This is a genomic window from Nocardia vermiculata NBRC 100427 (assembly GCF_001613265.1).
In the GTDB taxonomy this organism is placed as follows: Bacteria; Actinomycetota; Actinomycetes; order Mycobacteriales; family Mycobacteriaceae; genus Nocardia; species Nocardia vermiculata.
In genome coordinates this window covers 504495-521782 of sequence record NZ_BDCA01000002.1, presented here as the reverse complement: position 1 = coordinate 521782, position 17288 = coordinate 504495, and the positions used below count along the sequence as shown (strand labels likewise).

10 protein-coding genes are annotated in these 17288 nt (G+C 67.8%); 7 read left to right on the top strand and 3 right to left on the bottom strand.

Going from position 1 to position 17288, the window contains the following annotated elements; all coding sequences use genetic code 11:
* Together NV2_RS05850 and NV2_RS05845 are read left to right on the top strand one after the other, a co-directional pair.
* Window positions 1-6408, top strand: a 6408-nt coding sequence (locus NV2_RS05850; RefSeq protein WP_281198521.1) for a non-ribosomal peptide synthetase, incomplete at its 5' end; no start/stop codon positions are given.
* A gap of 390 nt (window positions 6409-6798) precedes the next feature.
* Window positions 6799-7017: an MbtH family protein gene (locus tag NV2_RS05845; protein WP_067870258.1), complete on the top strand. Its 219-nt coding sequence runs from the start codon at window positions 6799-6801 to the stop codon at window positions 7015-7017.
* Window positions 7018-7109: 92 nt separating this feature from the next.
* Here NV2_RS05845 and NV2_RS05840 read toward each other — a convergent pair whose 3' ends face one another.
* Window positions 7110-9170, bottom strand: a complete 2061-nt coding sequence (locus NV2_RS05840) for an ATP-binding protein (RefSeq protein WP_084473931.1) — start codon at window positions 9168-9170, stop codon at window positions 7110-7112.
* Window positions 9171-9733: 563 nt separating this feature from the next.
* Here NV2_RS05840 and NV2_RS05835 point away from each other — a divergent pair.
* Window positions 9734-10126, top strand: a complete 393-nt coding sequence (locus NV2_RS05835; protein ID WP_067870254.1) for a hypothetical protein — start codon at window positions 9734-9736, stop codon at window positions 10124-10126.
* On the top strand, window positions 10080-10925 hold the full coding sequence (locus tag NV2_RS05830) for an NUDIX hydrolase (protein WP_307613040.1): 846 nt from the start codon (window positions 10080-10082) through the stop codon (window positions 10923-10925). Before NV2_RS05835 ends, NV2_RS05830 begins: the two co-directional genes overlap by 47 nt.
* 36 nt (window positions 10926-10961) lie before the next feature.
* Here the strand turns inward: NV2_RS05830 and NV2_RS05825 are convergent, their stop codons facing one another.
* Entirely contained in the window at window positions 10962-12221 is a 1260-nt protein-coding gene (locus NV2_RS05825; protein WP_067870416.1) for a TetR/AcrR family transcriptional regulator, read from the bottom strand.
* A gap of 309 nt (window positions 12222-12530) precedes the next feature.
* Here NV2_RS05825 and NV2_RS05820 point away from each other — a divergent pair, with 309 nt between their 5' ends.
* Entirely contained in the window at window positions 12531-12974 is a 444-nt protein-coding gene (locus NV2_RS05820) for an SRPBCC family protein (RefSeq protein ID WP_067870414.1), read from the top strand.
* A gap of 22 nt (window positions 12975-12996) precedes the next feature.
* Here the strand turns inward: NV2_RS05820 and NV2_RS05815 are convergent, their stop codons facing one another.
* Window positions 12997-13590 (bottom strand): SACE_7040 family transcriptional regulator, encoded by a 594-nt coding sequence (locus NV2_RS05815; RefSeq protein ID WP_067870250.1) that lies wholly within the window; start codon window positions 13588-13590, stop codon window positions 12997-12999.
* Between the two features lie 94 nt (window positions 13591-13684).
* Between NV2_RS05815 and NV2_RS05810 the strand changes: the two genes are divergently transcribed.
* Complete coding sequence (locus NV2_RS05810; protein ID WP_067870248.1) at window positions 13685-15262, top strand: carboxyl transferase domain-containing protein; 1578 nt, start codon at window positions 13685-13687, stop codon at window positions 15260-15262.
* A 4-nt stretch (window positions 15263-15266) separates the two neighbouring features.
* Complete coding sequence (locus NV2_RS05805; protein ID WP_067870246.1) at window positions 15267-17285, top strand: acetyl-CoA carboxylase biotin carboxylase subunit; 2019 nt, start codon at window positions 15267-15269, stop codon at window positions 17283-17285.
* Window positions 17286-17288: the final 3 nt, after the last annotated feature.

Genomic DNA, 17288 nt, shown 5'->3' with positions numbered 1-17288 from the left:
GCGAAGGCACACGGTGCCACGCCGTTCATGGTGTGGCATGCCGCACTGACCGTGCTGCTGGCCCGGCTGTCCGGGAGCGCCGATATCGCCGTCGGGACGCCGGTGGCCGGTCGGGGTGCCGGCGCACTGGACGATCTGGTGGGCATGTTCGTCAATACGCTGGCCCTTCGTACCCGGCCACAACCGGGCCACAGCTTCAGCGAGGTACTCGCCCACACCCGAACGGTCGACCTGGACGCCTTCGCCCATGCCGAACTGCCCTTCGACCGAGTGGTCGACGCGCTGGGTGTGGCCCGCACCGCCGACCGCAACCCGCTGTTCACCGTGGCATTGAGCTATTTCGGGCGCGGTGCGCACACCCACGCCGTGCCCGGGCTGGTGCTGGAACCGGTCGAATTCGACCACGCTGCCGCGAAATTCGATCTGCAGTTCACCGTCTCGGACGGCCTCGACGGCAACGGGCATCTGCCTCTGGAGCTGACCTACGCCACCGATCTGTTCGACGAGAGCACCGCGGCGGCGCTGCTGCGACGGCTGGGACGACTCGTCGGCGCGGTCCTCACCCAACCACATCGGCCGGTCGGCGATCTGGATCTGTTGTCCCCGGCCGAACGCGGTGCGCTGCTCGACCCGCGCCCGGTCCGCCCCGCTCCGGTCCGCCTGCTGGGCGAAGTCGTCACCGCGGCGGCGCGGCGCAACCCCGGCGGAATCGCCGTGCGCCAGGGGAAAATCGAGATGACGTATGCCGAACTCGATGCCGAATCCAATCGGCTGGCCCGGGTACTGATCGAATCCGGTGTCGGTGCCGACGATTTCGTGGCCATCGCGATCACCCGCTCGATACGAGCGGTGCTCGCCTGGTGGGCGGTGGCGAAATCGGGAGCCGCATTCGTCCCGGTCGATCCCCGCTATCCTGCGGATCGCATCGCCAATATGCTCGCCGATTCCGATGCGGTCCTGGGCATCACCACGATCGAAGACGCTTCCGCGCTGCCGGGTCCGCGCCTGGTCCTCGGCGATCGAGAACTGGCCGAGCGACTCGGTCGTACCTCGGACGCGCCGATCTCGGCCGCGGAACTGGTCCGGCCGATCCGCCCGGAGAACCCGGCGTGGATGATCTTCACCTCCGGAACCACCGGTAGGCCGAAGGGGGCCGTCCTCACCCACGCCGGCATCGGTGGCTTCATGGCTGCTCACCGGCGCCTCTACCGTGTGCAGCCCACCGATCGGGTGCTGCACGCGGCATCCCCGAGCTTCGACGTCTCCCTGCTGGAGTTGCTGCTCGCCCTCTCCGGTGCGGCGACCGCGGTGATCGCCCCGGTCGAGGTGTTCGGTGGGGCAGAGCTCACCCGGTTGATGCGCGACGAGCGAGTCTCACATGCCTTCATCACACCCTCGGTGCTACGTACGCTGGACCCCACCGCGCTCCCGGAGCTGCGGTGTCTGGGGGTGGGCGGTGAGTTCTACGACCCGGAGTTGGCGGCCCGCTGGGCCGCGGACCGCGAATTCCACAACGGGTACGGACCCACCGAGACCACGATCATCGCTACGACCAGCGCGCCCAAACGGCCCGGTGACCGCCTCGACATGGGCGCACCGATCGAGGGCGTCACGGCGGTGGTGCTCGACAACCGGTTGCAGCCCGTACCGCCGGGCGTCACGGGTGAGTTGTATCTGCGCGGACCGGGCCTGGGCCGCGGATACCAGGGGCGCCCCGACCTGACCGCCGGGCGATTCGTCGCCGATCCGTTAGGCGCCCCCGGCCGCCGGCTGTACCGCACCGGTGACCTGGTGCGCTGGGGCAGGTGCGACGGCGAGTACGTGGTCGAATACGTCGGGCGCACCGATCATCAGGTCAAGATCCGCGGACTGCGCATCGAACTCGGGGAGATCGACGCCGTGCTGGGTGCGCACCGTACGGTCGCCTTCGCCGCCACAGTCGCCCACCATGACCGTGCAGGAGAAGCGGCACTGGTCTCCTATGTGATGTCCGAGCCGGGCCACACCATCGATGTGGACGAGCTCACCGCCCACGCCGCCCGGAGTCTGACCGCCTACATGGTGCCCGCCGCGATCATGGTGATCGACCGCATCCCGCTCAGCCCGACCGGGAAGCTGGATCGGAAAGCATTGCCCGAACCGGTATTCCGGGTCGCCGAGTTCCGGGCGCCGCGCACCGCGGCGGAGTGCACCGTCGCCGGGATCATCGCCGACGTGCTCGGGCTGCCGGGCACCGACGGCGTCGGTGCGGACGACGACTTCTTCGCCCTCGGCGGTAATTCCCTGACCGCCACCCAGGTGGCGGCCCGGCTCGGGACCGCCTTCGGCACCACCGTCCCGGTACGTACCGTGTTCGGTCATCCCACCGTCGCCGCGCTGGCGCAGGCCGCCACGCTAGGTGGTCCGGCGCGGGCCGCGCTGGTGCCACGGGGCACCGACGAACCGGCGCCACTGTCTCCGGCACAACAGCGCATGTGGCTGCTCAACCGGATGGACGAACAGTCCGCGGCCTATACGATCCCGCTGGCCGTCCGGTTGAGCGGGCATCTCGACGTCGCCGCGCTGAACCTGGCCTTGGCCGATGTCATCGCCCGGCACGAGGTGCTGCGCACGGTGTACCCGCGCACCGAATCCGGTCCGGTGCAGCGGGTGCTGCCGATCGCCGAGGCTCCCGTGCCACATCTGGAGCCGCAGCCGCTGCGAGGCGACGAGACGATCGCGGCGGTGTCCGGATTCGTCACCGTGGGATTCGATGTGACGGCCGCGGTGCCGTTGCGGGCCGGCCTGTTCGCCGTCACCGACGCATCCGGTCCCGAACACATCCTGGTCGTCGCGGTTCACCACATCGCCGCCGACGGATCCTCGCTGGTGCCGCTGGCCCGGGACGTCATGACCGCCTACGCCGCGCGTCGGGCGGGAGCGGCCCCCGGATGGGCGCCACTGCAGGTGCAATACGCCGACTTCGCCCTGTGGCAGCGCACGGTGCTCGGCGACGAGGACGATCCCGCCGCACCGGCCGCGCGACAGCTGGCGTACTGGACCGAGACGCTGGCCGGACTGCCCGATCAGCTGACGCTGCCCACCGACCGGCCGCGGCCCGCCACGGTGTCCACCGCCGGCGGCAGTGTGGATTTCGCGGTGGATGCGGCATTACACGCCCGCTTGGCCGAGCTCGGCCGGGAACGGGGCGCGACGCTGTTCATGGTGGTGCACGCGGCCTTCGCGGCGCTGCTGGCACGGCTGTCGGCGAGCACCGATATCGCGATCGGCACCCCGATCGCAGGCCGCGGTGACCGCGCCCTCGACGATCTGGTCGGCATGTTCGTCAATACTCTGGTGCTGCGCGCCGAGGTCGATCCGGCCGCCGGATTCACCGCACTGCTCGACACCGTGCGCGACGGCGATCTGGCGGCGTTCTCCCATGCCGACATTCCGTTCGAACGGTTGGTGGAGGCGCTCAATCCGGTCCGTTCCAGCGCGCGGCATCCGCTGTTCCAGGTCGGTTTCTCGTTCCACAATCAGACCGCAGCGGAGTTCGTGCTGGATGGGCTGACCGTGAGCACGGCCGAATTCGATACCGCGGTATCACAATTCGATCTGCATCTGGTGATCACCGACCGTTACGACGACACCGGCGCCCCGCTGGGCATGGCCGCTTCCCTCACCTATGCGACCGCGCTGTTCGACGCCGCCACGGTGGACGGGTTCGCCGCCCGATTGGTGCGCCTGCTGGAGCAGGTGAGCGCGGATCCGGTGCGCCCGGTCGGGGCGGTGGAGCTGCTCGCACCCGCCGAGCGGACGCAGATCCTCGAAACCTGGAACGACACCGCCGATCTCGCTGTCGCCACCGACTCGACACTGCCCGACCTGTGGCAGGCGTCGGTGGCGGCGGCCGGTGCGGCACCGGCGCTGACCGCCGACGGTGTCACGGTGGCCTACGTCGATCTGGCGGCGCAGGTGAACCGTCTGGCGCGGCATCTGATCGCGCTGGGCGTCGGCCCCGAGACCCGGGTGGTGCTCGCACTGCCCCGATCCAGGGAGCTGGTCGTCGCGATGTACGCGGTCAGCGTCGCCGGCGGCGCCTATGTGCCGGTCGATCCGGATGCGCCGACCGAACGGATCGATTATGTGCTGCGGAGCGCGGCACCCCGCTGTGTGCTCACCACGACCGAAACCGCTGTGGTGCTGGGTGATTGCGGAAGTCCGGTGATCGAGGTGGACGCACTGGATCTCACCGCGCTGTCGGATGCGCCGATCACCGACCGTGACCGGTGCGCACCGCTGCGCCCCGCCCACCCCGCCTATGTCGTTTTCACCTCCGGTTCCACCGGAAGGCCCAAGGGGGTCACGGTCGAACACCGCGCCGTTGTCAACCAGTTGCTGTGGAAGAACACCTATTTCGGTATCGGCGCCGACGACTGCGTGCTGGTGAAAACCGCGGCCACCTTCGATCTCTCGGTGTGGGAGTTCTGGTCCGCGACGGTGGCCGGTGGGCGGCTGGTCCTCGCCGCAGCGGACGGTCAGCGCGATCCGGTATACCTCACCGAGCTGATGGCTCGCGAACGTGTCACCACGGTGCACGCCGTACCATCCATGCTGGATGCGCTGCTCACCGTCGAAGGCGGCCTGCCCGCGTCGGTACGGCGGGTCCTGGCCATCGGCGAGGCGCTACCCGTGGCCACCGCCCAGCGGCTGCGGGCGGCCGGTTCCGCTCGGCTGTACAACCTGTACGGCCCCACCGAGGCCGCGGTGTCGATTACGGTGCACCCGGTCGGCGAGGCCGATATCGCGACCGTCCCGATCGGGCGCCCGGAGTCGAACAGTCGGGTGTACGTGCTGGATTCGCGTCTGCAGCCGGTGCCGGCCGGAGTGCCGGGTGAGCTGTACCTGGCCGGCGCCCAGCTGGCCCGTGGATATCACGGCCGCGGTGGGCTGACCGCCGAACGCTTCGTGGCCGACCCGTTCGAACCCGGGCGGCGTATGTACCGCACCGGTGATCTGGTGTGCTGGAACGCCGCGGGCGAACTCGAATACCGGGGGCGCACCGATTTCCAGATCAAGGTTCGCGGCTTCCGGATCGAGCCGGGAGAGATCGAGGCGGCGCTGCGCGCACTGCCGGCACTCGCACAGGTCGCGGTAGTCGCGCAGGCCGACGGTCACGGCGGAGACCGGCTGGTCGCTTATCTGGTCCCCGCCGCGGGCGTGATCGACACCGCGGCGGTGCGGGCCACGCTGGCGCGCTCGCTGCCGTCGTATCTGGTGCCGGAGGCCTTCGTGGTGCTCGCGGACCTGCCGCTGACGGCCAACGGCAAACTCGACCGCCGGGCACTGCCCGAACCGGTGTTCCGGTCCGCCGAATACCGCGCGCCACGCACCGAAACGGAGCGGCTCGTGTGTGCAGGTTTCGCCGACGTGCTCGGACGCGACCGAGTGGGACTCGAGGACGACTTCTTCGCACTCGGCGGAACATCACTGCTGGTCACCGCGCTCGCCGCGCGGTTGACCGAGGCGCTGGGCAGACAGGTTCCGGTGCCGGCGGTATTCATGGCGGCGACCCCCGCGGCGCTCGTCGCCGAACTGAATCGCGGTGCGATCGACCCCGCCGCGGCCTTCGAGGTGGTGCTGCCGCTACGCCCCGCCGGCACCGGCGAACCGCTGTTCTGCGTGCACCCGATGGGCGGCATCGCCTGGTCGTTCGCCGGATTGGGGGCCGTGGTGGAGCGGCCGCTGTACGGCCTCCAGTCGCCGGTGCTCACCGGCGGCGAACTGCCGGACAGCATCGACACCTGGGCCCAGTGCTATGTCGACGCCATCCGCTCGGTCCAGCCACACGGGCCCTACCACCTGCTGGGCTGGTCGCTGGGTGGGGTGCTGGCTCATGCCGTCGCGGTGCGCCTGCAAGCCGACGGTGAACAGGTCGCACAACTGGCCGTGATGGACAGCCGGCTCGGGGCCGACGGGTCTGCCGAGTCATCGGGGTCGGCAGGGGAGTTCGCGCCGGTGGCGATCTCGGAGTTGCTCGGCGGCCTGCTGGGTGAACAGATCCAGGGATCAGGGACCGCCGCAGGGCTTCCCGAAACCATGGGCGTCGCCGAGATCGCCGACCGGCTGGCGGGTCTGCCGGAGCCGTTCTCGGCGCTGGGGCACGAACGGATCACCTCGATTCTGGCGGCGGCAGTCGAATCCGTGCAGCTCGCGGCCGGCTATCGGCCCGGTGTCTACGACGGAGATATGACGTATTTCGTTGCAGCACACGATGTCACCAGCGAATCCGGGGCGCGACCGTGGTCCGCGGCGGTGAGCGGCGTGGTGCGATCGCGTCGCTTGCCTGCCACCCACTGGCGAATGACCTCGACCGTCGCGCTCCGCGAAATCGGTGCGGCACTGAGCGAACAGCCGCACCACTGATAGTCACCCCACAGCCCGGAACCGGCGAGGTTCCGTACGGCCGCCGGAGCCGATCCGGCGGCCGGACCGTGAAAGAGAGAAGGAAATACCCGATGGATCTCGACTACGCCGCACTCATCTCCCAGGTGCTGGAATTCCTCAGCACCGGTTCGAGCCTGGCCTACACCCCGCAGTAACAGCAGATACCGAACGAAGGAGCTACGACAGATGGATACCGGAAGCAGCGGCTTCAGCGACCTGCTCACCGCACTGGCCAACATGGTGGCGTCGGGCTCGGCGATCTCGGTGACACCGGGAGCCTGAGCACGGTGCGGGCCCGTATCCCGAGGGCCCGCACCGCCGGTGTCGCTTGCTGTGCTGCCGGGAACCACTCTGCGAGAAAGGAAACGGATGAGCAACCCGTTCGACGACGACGCCGCCGAGTTCTACGTCCTGACCAACGCCGAGGGTGAGCACTCGTTGTGGCCGGTGTTCGCGGCCGTTCCCAGCGGGTGGACGGTCGCGCACGGGCCGCGTCCGCGCCAGGTCTGCCTCGACTATGTGGAAACGCAGTGGACCGATATGCGGCCCATCTCGCTGATCGAAGCCATGCGCGTGCGAGCCGAATAGACAGCCGAGCCACCGGATACCGCGCCGTGACGAGCCACCGAACCTCCCCTGCATCGGCACGTCACGGCGCGGCGGCGGGCGCCCGGCGCCGGTCACGGCTCGGCGGCCAGCTCGATGCGGAATCTGTTGCGCAAGCGCCGGGCGGCGGCACGGTTGCGTAACACGGCGGTACAGTCGCCACAGGCGGAGGCGAGATCGGCGAGGATCTCATCGACCGGGCCGGTCACGATGCGACCCAGAACCATATCGGTACTGTCCAGGGCGACGGCACAATGACCCTGGTCGACCGATACTGCTACGGCGGTGCCTTCCGGAGAGGTCTGTTCGTCGAGTAACTCCAGTGCGCTGCGCTGCATCCGGATTCGACGCAACTGCGGAATGCTCGCGCGTACGGTGTCCTGGATCAGGTCGTGGGCGAACCGGATTCGCCCGTCGTGATCGATGGCGACGATCCCGGCCAGCTCGGCGCTGCCGATGTGCTCGATGATCACGGATTCGGCCAGGCCGGTCAGCGATACCAGTGTCGCGGCATCGACGCGGTCGCCGCAGACGGCGACGTGGGCGAGGACATCACGCACCGGGCCGGGTAATCGGGCCAGTTGCTGTTCGATGACGCCGCGAGTGGTGGGCAGCAGGTCGCGGACATCGGCCCCGGTGGCCATCGCCGCGGTGAGTTCGCGCAGGAACAGCGGATTTCCGCCGGTGCGGCGGTGCAGGAGGGTGAGGCTGTCACTGCCGATGTCGGCGAGGCCGGCCGTATGGGCGATGGCGCGCACCCCTTCCGGATCGACTCCGGCCAACTCGAGGTACGCCGCGGTGGGCTCGGCGAGAGCGGCCATCGATTCGCGCACCGTATCGGGCGCTTCGGTGGTGCGCAGCGTCGCGATGACCAGCAGCGGCTGATCGTGCAACCAGCTGACGGTTTGGCGGAGTATCTGCATGGTGGCCTTGTCGGCGCGGTGCAGATCTTCCAGCACCAGCAGCAGTGGGCCGTCGGCCATCGCGGTCCGGCAGCGACCGGCGAGTACCTGCGCGATCTCGAACGGCCCGAGCGGATCGGGGCGCGCGTCCGGATCGGCGCCGAAGCGGGTGGCGATCTCGGCCCACACCCAGGCGGGCGGGCCGCCCTCGACCTGCGGGCAGCTACCCGTGGCCACTGTCCAGCCGCGTCGGGTCAGTTCGGTGGAGACGGCGCTGGTGAGTGTGGTCTTACCGAAACCGGGTCCGCCGCAGACCCAGACCAGCCGGGCGCCGTGTTCGGCGGCCTCGAGCGACGCCTGCAGCGCGAGCTCCCGTTGTAACGAGTACCCGCATTCCGCTGCGGTCGTCGCCGGACCGGCGGCGGTGATCGTTGCCGTGGGGCCCGCGCCGGCGCTGCTCGGATCGGTTTGGTTCAGGATCGCGGTCTCCAGTGCCTGGATGCGGCTCCCGGGGTCGAGACCCATTTCGCGGGTGAGGAACTCGGAGGTGCGCCGCAAGGTCGCCAGCGCCTCGGTCTGGCGGCCCAGCCGATACTGGGCCAGAGCCAGCAATCGCACACTCTCCTCGCGGTCCGGCCGTTCCTCGACGGTGCAGCGCAGTGCGCCGATCACCTCGGTGGTGCGATCGAGTTCCAGCGCCGCCTCGGCCCGCATCTCTCCGGCGGTCAGATGTAGATCGGTCAACCGTTCCGTCTCTGCTGCGGCCCAGGCGTAGTCGGCGAAACTCTCCAGTGCCCGGCCGTCCCAGCATTGCAGTGCGACGTCGAGCATCCGGAGGCGAACGGCCGGCTCGGGCGGATGCTCGGCGCGGATCACCCGCAGATATTCGTCCAGCAGCGATTCGAACTGCCATGCGTCGACATCGGTATCGGGCAGGCGCAGCGCGTATCCGAGGCCCTCGGAGACCACCACGGTCGCCGGGGCGCGGGCCGGTCGGTCGGGTTCGAACAGCCGTCGAAGGTTGTGTACATGCACCTGCAGTACGGCGGTGGCCTTCGACGGCGGTTCACCGTTCCACAATTCTTCGACCAGACGGTCGGTGGAGACTGCACGTCCTCGTGCGATGACCAGGCGAGCCAGTAGCGCGCGGGTCAGCCGCCCCGCCAGCCGGACGGGCCGGCCATCGAAGCAGATATGCATCGGCCCCAAGACATGGATACGCCGGTCAGCCATGCTTAAACCCCCTGCGACTGCGACATCCCCGGACACCCTTCCGTGACGGTTCGCTGTGGTCTGACGAGCCAGTCGATGGACACCTGATTTAAGTCAGAATCTGTACTATAAATTAATGACCCTGTCCAACGTTAGCCTCGCAGTTGCGGAATCGTTATAAAGTTTCCGTTCAGTAGGATTAATGGTGTGGGGTGCGTGCGTTCCTCTCTTTTCACCTGCGGTGCAGGGATTCCGGTCCTACGTCGCCCGGTCGTTCCTACGCCCGTGGATTGCGTCCGTCTGCTCGATCAACTATTCAGTGATTCGGTGCCGCTTCCCGGATGAGCTTTCCCGTCGCGGCGTGATCTTCGTCGCCTCGGGAACCGACCGCTCGGACCGAACCGGTGTGACCGGAAGTGAACCAGAAGTGAGATGGGTAAGGCTGAGACCGGTAAACCTGCATCGATGGGGAGGTTTCGAATGGTTCGTCCGTCAGTTATCGCAGCGAGTGAATTCGCCGGCGCAAGGCAGGGGAAATGATGAGTCAGAGCAGGATTCGTATCCGGCCCGGCGGACCGGAAGCAGTGAACCTATCCGATGATGTGCAGGCGGGAGACTCGTTCGTGCAAACCGATCAGGTGATGGCTGTTCCGGTGGGTCGATTCGTGGCAATGGCACGCGCGGTCGCGCGGCTGGCCGATGAGGCTCTGGTGGGTGGTGGTATTCATTCGGACCGGCCCGGGGAAGGGGTGCTGGGCAGGTATGCGGCCACCGGTTGCGCGGTCCGGGGTAGTGCGGAACCGGTCGCTCGCGGTCTGTACGTCGATGTAGACGGTGATGTCTGGGAACACGACGAGGGCGGCTGGCGGTTGTTGTTGCAGGACGGTGTGGTTGTCGATCCGGTCTCGCATTGGGACTGGACCGGTGGCAATGTGGACGAATTCGGGCCGTTCGTCTTCGTGGCGGCAAGCGCCTGAACCCGATGCGGGCCCGTCGGGCGGGCCCGCACCACGGTGTGTGATTTCAGCGGCGTTTCGGCATCGGAGCGACGATTACAATGCCGTTATGGGCAGTGCTTTTCGCCTCAATGCAGGGGTCTCGGTCGCTTTGGTGGTATTGACCCTGGGGACTCGTCACACTGCCAACGACACTTTGTGTGCGCTTCTGATTCAGCGGCTCTATGCTCCTTATCGCGGAAGATGGGCATTACCTGGTGGTTTCGTTCGGGCCGAGGAGAGTCTCTCGGCGGCGGCAGTGCGGCAACTGCGTGACGAGACCGGAATTCGCGGTGACCGAATGCCGCTCGAGCAGCTCGCGACCTATGGTGAACCGGGTCGTGATCCGCGGGGCCGTGTCATCAGTACCGCCTATTTGGCAATGACACCGAATCTTCCTGCCCCGCAGGCGGGTTCGGACGCAACGGCCGCAGGAATCTGGTCGGTGCCGGAATTGCTGGCCGAACAGGGGCGGTTGGCCTTCGACCATCGCCGCATACTTACCGACGGTGTCGAACGAGCCCGGGCAAAATTGGAGAACACTCCGCTCGCCACGGCATTCTGTGCCCGCGAGTTCACAGTGGCCGAACTTCGCCGCGTCTACGAAGTGGTATGGGGTACGGCCATGGATCCACGCAACTTCCACCGCAAGGTCACCACTGCCCCGGGGTTCGTGATATCCACCGGAGCTACCACCACGCGTGACGGTGGCCGGCCCGCCAAGTTGTACCGGGCCGGGCCCGCGCAGGTACTCCATCCACCGATACTGCGCCCGTCCTGACCTGGTTCGTCCCGACCGGGACGCATCCGGTTGCGGTTATCGGCTGCCGGTGCGCGGTTGCCCGAACAGGATGGTCTCGACCAACGCACCGACCCGCTCGGGTGGGCAGAGTCCCTTCTCGTCGTCGAAGACCCGTCCCAGATCGACCACCAGCGCGAATCCGGCCTGCACCAGAATGCGCGCCTGTGCCTCGGACAGTTCCGGGCGCACCGCGACCAGCATTTTGACCCATTCCGCGACGATCAGCCGCTGAATGTTGCGCAGCACCGTGCGTTCCTCGGCCGGTACATGGCTGAATTCCGCGTAGTAGACGAAGGTCAGCTCCCGCTCGGCGAATGATCCCGTCACATAGAGGTCGATCAGCGTGGACAGTGTCTCGGCGGGCGAGTTCGAGGCGGCGGTGGCCGGGCCGATCGCGCCGGACACCCGATCGGCCGCACGCCGGAAGGCCGCTGCGAGTAGATCGCTCTTACTGCGGTAGTAGCGGTACACCGCGGAGGCCGCCGACAGATCCGCTGCCGTGGCGATGTCCTCCACACTCACGTTCGGGTACCCGCGCTCGTGGAAGAGCTCCACCGATTTCTTCAGCAGCAGTTCATGTTTGAAGGACTGCGGAATCTCCGCCGGGCGGGGCGTGTGCGCCGGTGCCGAACTCTGCGGCAGATCTGCCCGGATCAGTGACCAGGAAGCCGACTTCAGCACGGAGGTAAGGGATTTCACCGGCAGGCCGGCATGGTGGTCGCCGATGCTGCTGACGATGCTGAGAATGGCCACGGCCCGCACCAGCCGATCCGCCCGCGTCGCTTCGGGTCGCAACTCACCGCACAGATCGGCCAGTGCGCGGATCGAGGTGGTGAACTGCTCGTCCAGCGTGGCACCGTCATCGGCGTCGAGATAGCGGCCCTCCCAGCGGGCCAGGGTCACCGTCGGCCGGTTGGCGATGGTCGCGGCGATCATGGCGTCGAGCACACCGTCGATGCGCTGCTCGATCGGCAGGTCGGCGTTCTCGGGGGAGACGGCGGTCGATTCGACGGTCAGCGCACCCAGGCGCAGCAGTTCCTCCCGGAACAGTGCGTACTTGCTGGGGTAGTGCCGGTACAGTGCGGCCGAGGAGATGTCCAGCCGGGACGCGATGTCCTCCATGCTGACGCCGTGATAGCCCAGGGATCCGAACGCGGCCGCCGAGGTTGCCGCGATCTGGGCACGACGGTTCTTGGGGCGTCGGCGGATCACCCGCTCCGCCGGCTTTGTTGTCGGCTGTTCTGCGGGGCTCGCGGTGCCACGCTGTACGGTCACTGCTCCGACCCGATGGTGGTAGGGCTGCATTCCTCGGCACTCATAAAAGCCATGGTAGCGATCGGGTCGGCGGTGGATGCTCGGTGTTACCGCCGGTTCCGGAAACTTCCGGGTGGTCGTGACGAGGCCCACGTTACCGACATCACGGTAGTGGCGCGGTGTGGTTGCCGACTCGTCTCGAAACCGCATCGGTTCCGTGCCCAACCCTGGCCGCCGGGACGGGGGAGCCGTAGGCTCCGCTGGACCCGAAATGCGATCGGCCGCCCGCCGATCGAGTGGACTCGAGACGTGGCGGCGAAGGGAATCTCGATGCGTACGCTGGACGTGGAACGAATCGTCCGGGCACCCCGCGTAGATGTTTTCGACTGGATCAGCGACGCCACCAATTACCAACGTGTTCCGGTGATTCGCCGTGTCACCCCGGTTCGTCCGGGCAATATCTCCGAACACGGAATCGGTGCGGTCCGGCTGCTGGTGACCCCGCTGCTGCGTCTCACCGAAGAGATGGTGGATTACGATCCGCCGACCTGTTTCCGCTATCGGATCCTGAAATCCTTTCCGCCGCTGGGGCATCAGACCGGCGAGGTCACCTTCGACGACCACCCCTCGGGGACACGAGTGCGATGGAAGTCTCAGATCGAGTTCGCCACACCGCTTTTCGCCGCGGCATGGACCATGGCCCTACTGCCGGTGGTGTATCTCGGACTGCACTCGGTCCTGTCCACTGCCGATCAGGAACTGCGCCGGGACTGAATGGGTATCCGGCCCGGCACCGTCAGCTCAGCGCGGACCATGCCATTTCCCGCAGAATCGGCCGGGCCCGTCCAGCGAGTGTGGGGGAGGCGCTGTGCGGGGTGGAGTTGATCAGACCGAAGGTGGCGTGTGCGCGTACCCGGGCGGCGGGTTCGGGCAGGTCCGGGTGTAGTTCACGCAGTACCGCGACCCAGATCTCCACATACTGCCGCTGCAGCCGGCGTACCTGACGCCGGGCGGTCTCGGGCAGGCTCTCCAGATCGCGATCCTGGATCCGGATCAGTTCGGGCTCACCGAGTGCGAAGTCGAGATGGAAGTCGATCAGGCCCGCCAGCGCCTCGCCGGGCGACCCGGCCCGCTCGGTCACCGCCTTCCCGCCGTCGAACAACCGGGTGCTGATCCCCACCAGCAATTCCACCAGCACCGCTTCCTTGTTGGGGAAGTGCCGGTATACGGCCGGGCCGCTGATTCCGGCCGCCGCACCCAGATCATCGAGCCGTACACCGGGATAACCGCGATCGGCGATCAATCGCGCACCCGCATCGAGCAGCTGCTGCCGCCGCTGCGCCTTGAGTTGCTCGCGGCGTGTCGGGGCGACCGCATCGCTGCTGCCCATCACCCCTCCTGTCGGCACTTCTGGACATTTCAGTTAGTCAAGATTATCTTGGATTTCAGTTATTGGCCACTAACCAAATGGGCAGGATGGCGTGATGACCGTTACGCAGGACGTGCAGACCGGCAATCGGGCCGCGCACCTCGCGCTGCTCGACGAGCTGCGCGCGAAATTGTCGGCCGCAGCGCTGGGCGGACCCGAGCGGGCCCGGGAGCGCCATCTGGCCCGGGGCAAGTTGCTGCCGCGGCAGCGGGTGGACCGGCTGCTGGACCCCGGTAGTCCGTTCCTGGAACTCTCGCCGCTGGCCGCCGACGGCATGTACGGCGACGACTGTCCGGGTGCCGGTGTCATCGGCGGCATCGGGCGGGTATCGGGCCGGGAATGTGTGATCGTCGCCAACGATGCGACGGTCAAGGGCGGCACCTACTACCCGATGACGGTCAAGAAGCATCTGCGGGCCCAGGAAGTGGCGCTGCAGAACAAGCTGCCGTGTCTCTATCTGGTCGATTCCGGCGGCGCGCATCTGCCGCACCAGGACGACGTGTTCCCCGACCGCGAACATTTCGGGCGGATCTTCTACAACCAGGCCACCATGAGCGCCGAGGGGATCCCTCAGGTCGCCGCGGTGCTCGGATCGTGCACCGCCGGTGGCGCCTACGTGCCCGCGATGAGCGACGAGGCGGTGATCGTGCGCAATCAGGGCACGATCTTCCTCGGTGGCCCGCCGCTGGTGAAGGCGGCGACCGGGGAGGTGGTCACCGCAGAGGAACTCGGCGGCGGCGAATTGCATTCGCGCACATCCGGTGTCACCGACCACCTGGCCGACAGCGACGAGGATGCGCTGCGGATCGTGCGCCGGATCGTGGGCACCTTCGGCCCGAAGGCCCCGAGCCCGTGGGATATCGCCGAGCCGGTCGACGCGATCGCGCCGCAGACCGACCTCTACGACGTGGTCCCGGTGGACCTGCGCACGCCCTACGACGTCCACGAGGTGATCACCCGGGTCGTCGACGGCGGGGAATTCCAGGAGTTCAAGTCCGAGTACGGCCGCACCCTCGTCACCGGGTTCGCCCGCATCCACGGGCATCCGGTCGGTATCGTCGCCAACAACGGTGTGCTGTTCGGTGAATCCGCCCAGAAGGGGGCGCATTTCATCGAGCTGTGCGACAAACGCAGTATCCCGCTGGTGTTCCTGCAGAACATCACGGGCTTCATGGTCGGCCGCGACTACGAGGCCGGCGGCATCGCCAAACACGGCGCGAAGATGGTCACCGCGGTGGCCTGCGCCCGGGTCCCCAAGCTCACCGTCGTGATCGGCGGTTCCTACGGCGCCGGCAACTACTCGATGTGCGGGCGCGCCTACTCGCCGCGGTTCCTGTGGATGTGGCCGAATGCGCGTATCTCGGTGATGGGTGGTGAACAGGCCGCCTCGGTGCTGGCCACGGTCCGGGGCGATCAACTCGGCGACGAATGGACCGCCGAGGCCGAGGAGAAGTTCAAGGCGCCGATCCGGGACCAGTACGAGCGGCAGGGCAACCCGTACTACTCCACTGCCCGGCTGTGGGACGACGGTGTGATCGACCCCGCCGACACCCGCACCGTGCTCGGGCTGGCGCTGTCGGTCTGCGCGCAGGCCCCACTCGACCCTGTCTCCTACGGCGTATTCCGGATGTGATCACATGCTGAACAAATCTCAACCGGTGCCGTTCGACACCGTGCTGGTCGCCAACCGCGGCGAGATCGCGGTGCGGGTGATGCGAACGTTGCGCGCCATGGGAATTCGGTCCGTCGCCGTCTACAGCGACGCCGATGCCGGCGCCCGGCACGTGGCCGAGGCGGATGTCGCGGTGCGGCTCGGACCCGCGCCCGCCCGGCAGAGCTACCTTGATATCGAGAAGGTGGTCGCCGCCGCGGTGCGCTCCGGAGCGCAGGCCGTGCACCCGGGATATGGCTTCCTGTCCGAGAATTCGACATTCGCTGCCGCTCTGGAGCAGGCCGGCATCGTTTTTCTGGGGCCGCCGGCGCGAGCGATCGAGATCATGGGCGACAAGATCGCGGCCAAGACGGCGGTCGCCGATTTCGGTGTGCCGGTGGTTCCAGGAATAGCGCGCCCCGGCCTCACCGACGACGAATTGATCGCCGCCGCAAAGGATATCGGCTACCCGGTGCTGGTGAAGCCGTCCGCGGGTGGCGGTGGCAAGGGGATGCGCCGAGTCACCGAGCCTGCCGACCTGCCCGCCGCACTGGTGAGTGCGCGAAGGGAGGCGGCCGCGGCATTCGGGGACGACACCCTGTTCCTGGAGCGGTTCGTCGACACTCCGCGCCACATCGAGGTGCAGATCCTCGCGGACCGGTTCGGCAATGTCGTGCACCTCGGTGAACGTGAATGCAGCCTGCAGCGGCGGCATCAGAAGGTGATCGAGGAAGCACCCTCACCGCTGCTCGATCAACAGACCCGGGCGCGGATCGGCGCCGCCGCCTGCGATACCGCACGCAGCGTGGACTACGTCGGTGCCGGCACGGTCGAATTCATCGTCGCGTCGGCCCGACCCGACGAATTCTTCTTCATGGAGATGAACACCCGGCTGCAGGTCGAACATCCCGTCACCGAACTGGTGACGGGAGTGGATCTGGTGGAATGCCAGGTCCGGGTCGCCGGTGGGCAGAAGATCGTCGCCCAGCAGGACGATATCGTGCTGACCGGTCATGCCGTCGAGGCGCGGGTCTACGCCGAAGATCCCGGCCGCGACTTCCTGCCCACCGGCGGCTCTGTGCTGGCGCTCGCCGAGCCGGACGGCGACGGTGTGCGGGTGGATTCCGGCCTGCGCACCGGCAGTGTGATCGGCAGCGACTACGACCCGATGCTGTCGAAGGTCATCGCCTACGGCCCCGACCGTGACACCGCCCTCACCCGCCTGGACCGGGCTCTGGCCGGCACCCAGGTGCTGGGGGTGCGAACCAATACCGACTTCCTGCGGTTCCTGCTGTCGGATCCACAGGTCCGCCGCGGCGACCTCGACACCGGACTGCTCGATCGCCGGGCCGGTGATTTCCGGGCTGCCGCCGTGACCGATGCGCAGTTCGTCGCGGCCGCTGTGACGCGGTGGCTGTCCGCCTGGCCGGACACGCCGCGCGGGCCGTGGGACGTCCCGAACGGCTGGCGCATCGGTGCCGCGGCACCCACCGTGCTGCGTCTGGACGGCGGTGAGCGGGTGGTCCACGTATCGATCACCGGATCCCCCGAGGATGCGCAGGTCGTCGTCGACGACGCGAGTTCGTGCTCCCTGCGTGCACAGCGTGACGACGAGATCGTCTCGATCACCCTCGACGGTATGCGGCTGCGCTACCGGGTGGCCGAGGCCGGTGCGGGGCAGATCTGGGTCGGCGGTGCCGACGGGGTCGCCGCGGTCCGCGAGATCGCCGAGGCGAGCGTGCGCGGCGAGGACGAACAGGCTACCGAGGCCGAGATCGTCAGCCCGATGCCCGGATCGGTGATCGCGGTGCATGCCGAGCCCGGCGCCGAGGTGGCGGCCGGCACCCCCATCGTGGTGGTCGAGGCCATGAAGATGGAACACACGCTGACCGCTCCGGTAGCCGGAATCGTGGAACTGCTGGTGGCCGCGGGAGACCAGGTGCAGGTGGAACAGACCCTGGCCCGGATCGCCGCCGCACCGGCCGCCGAGAACGAGGAGAAGTAATCC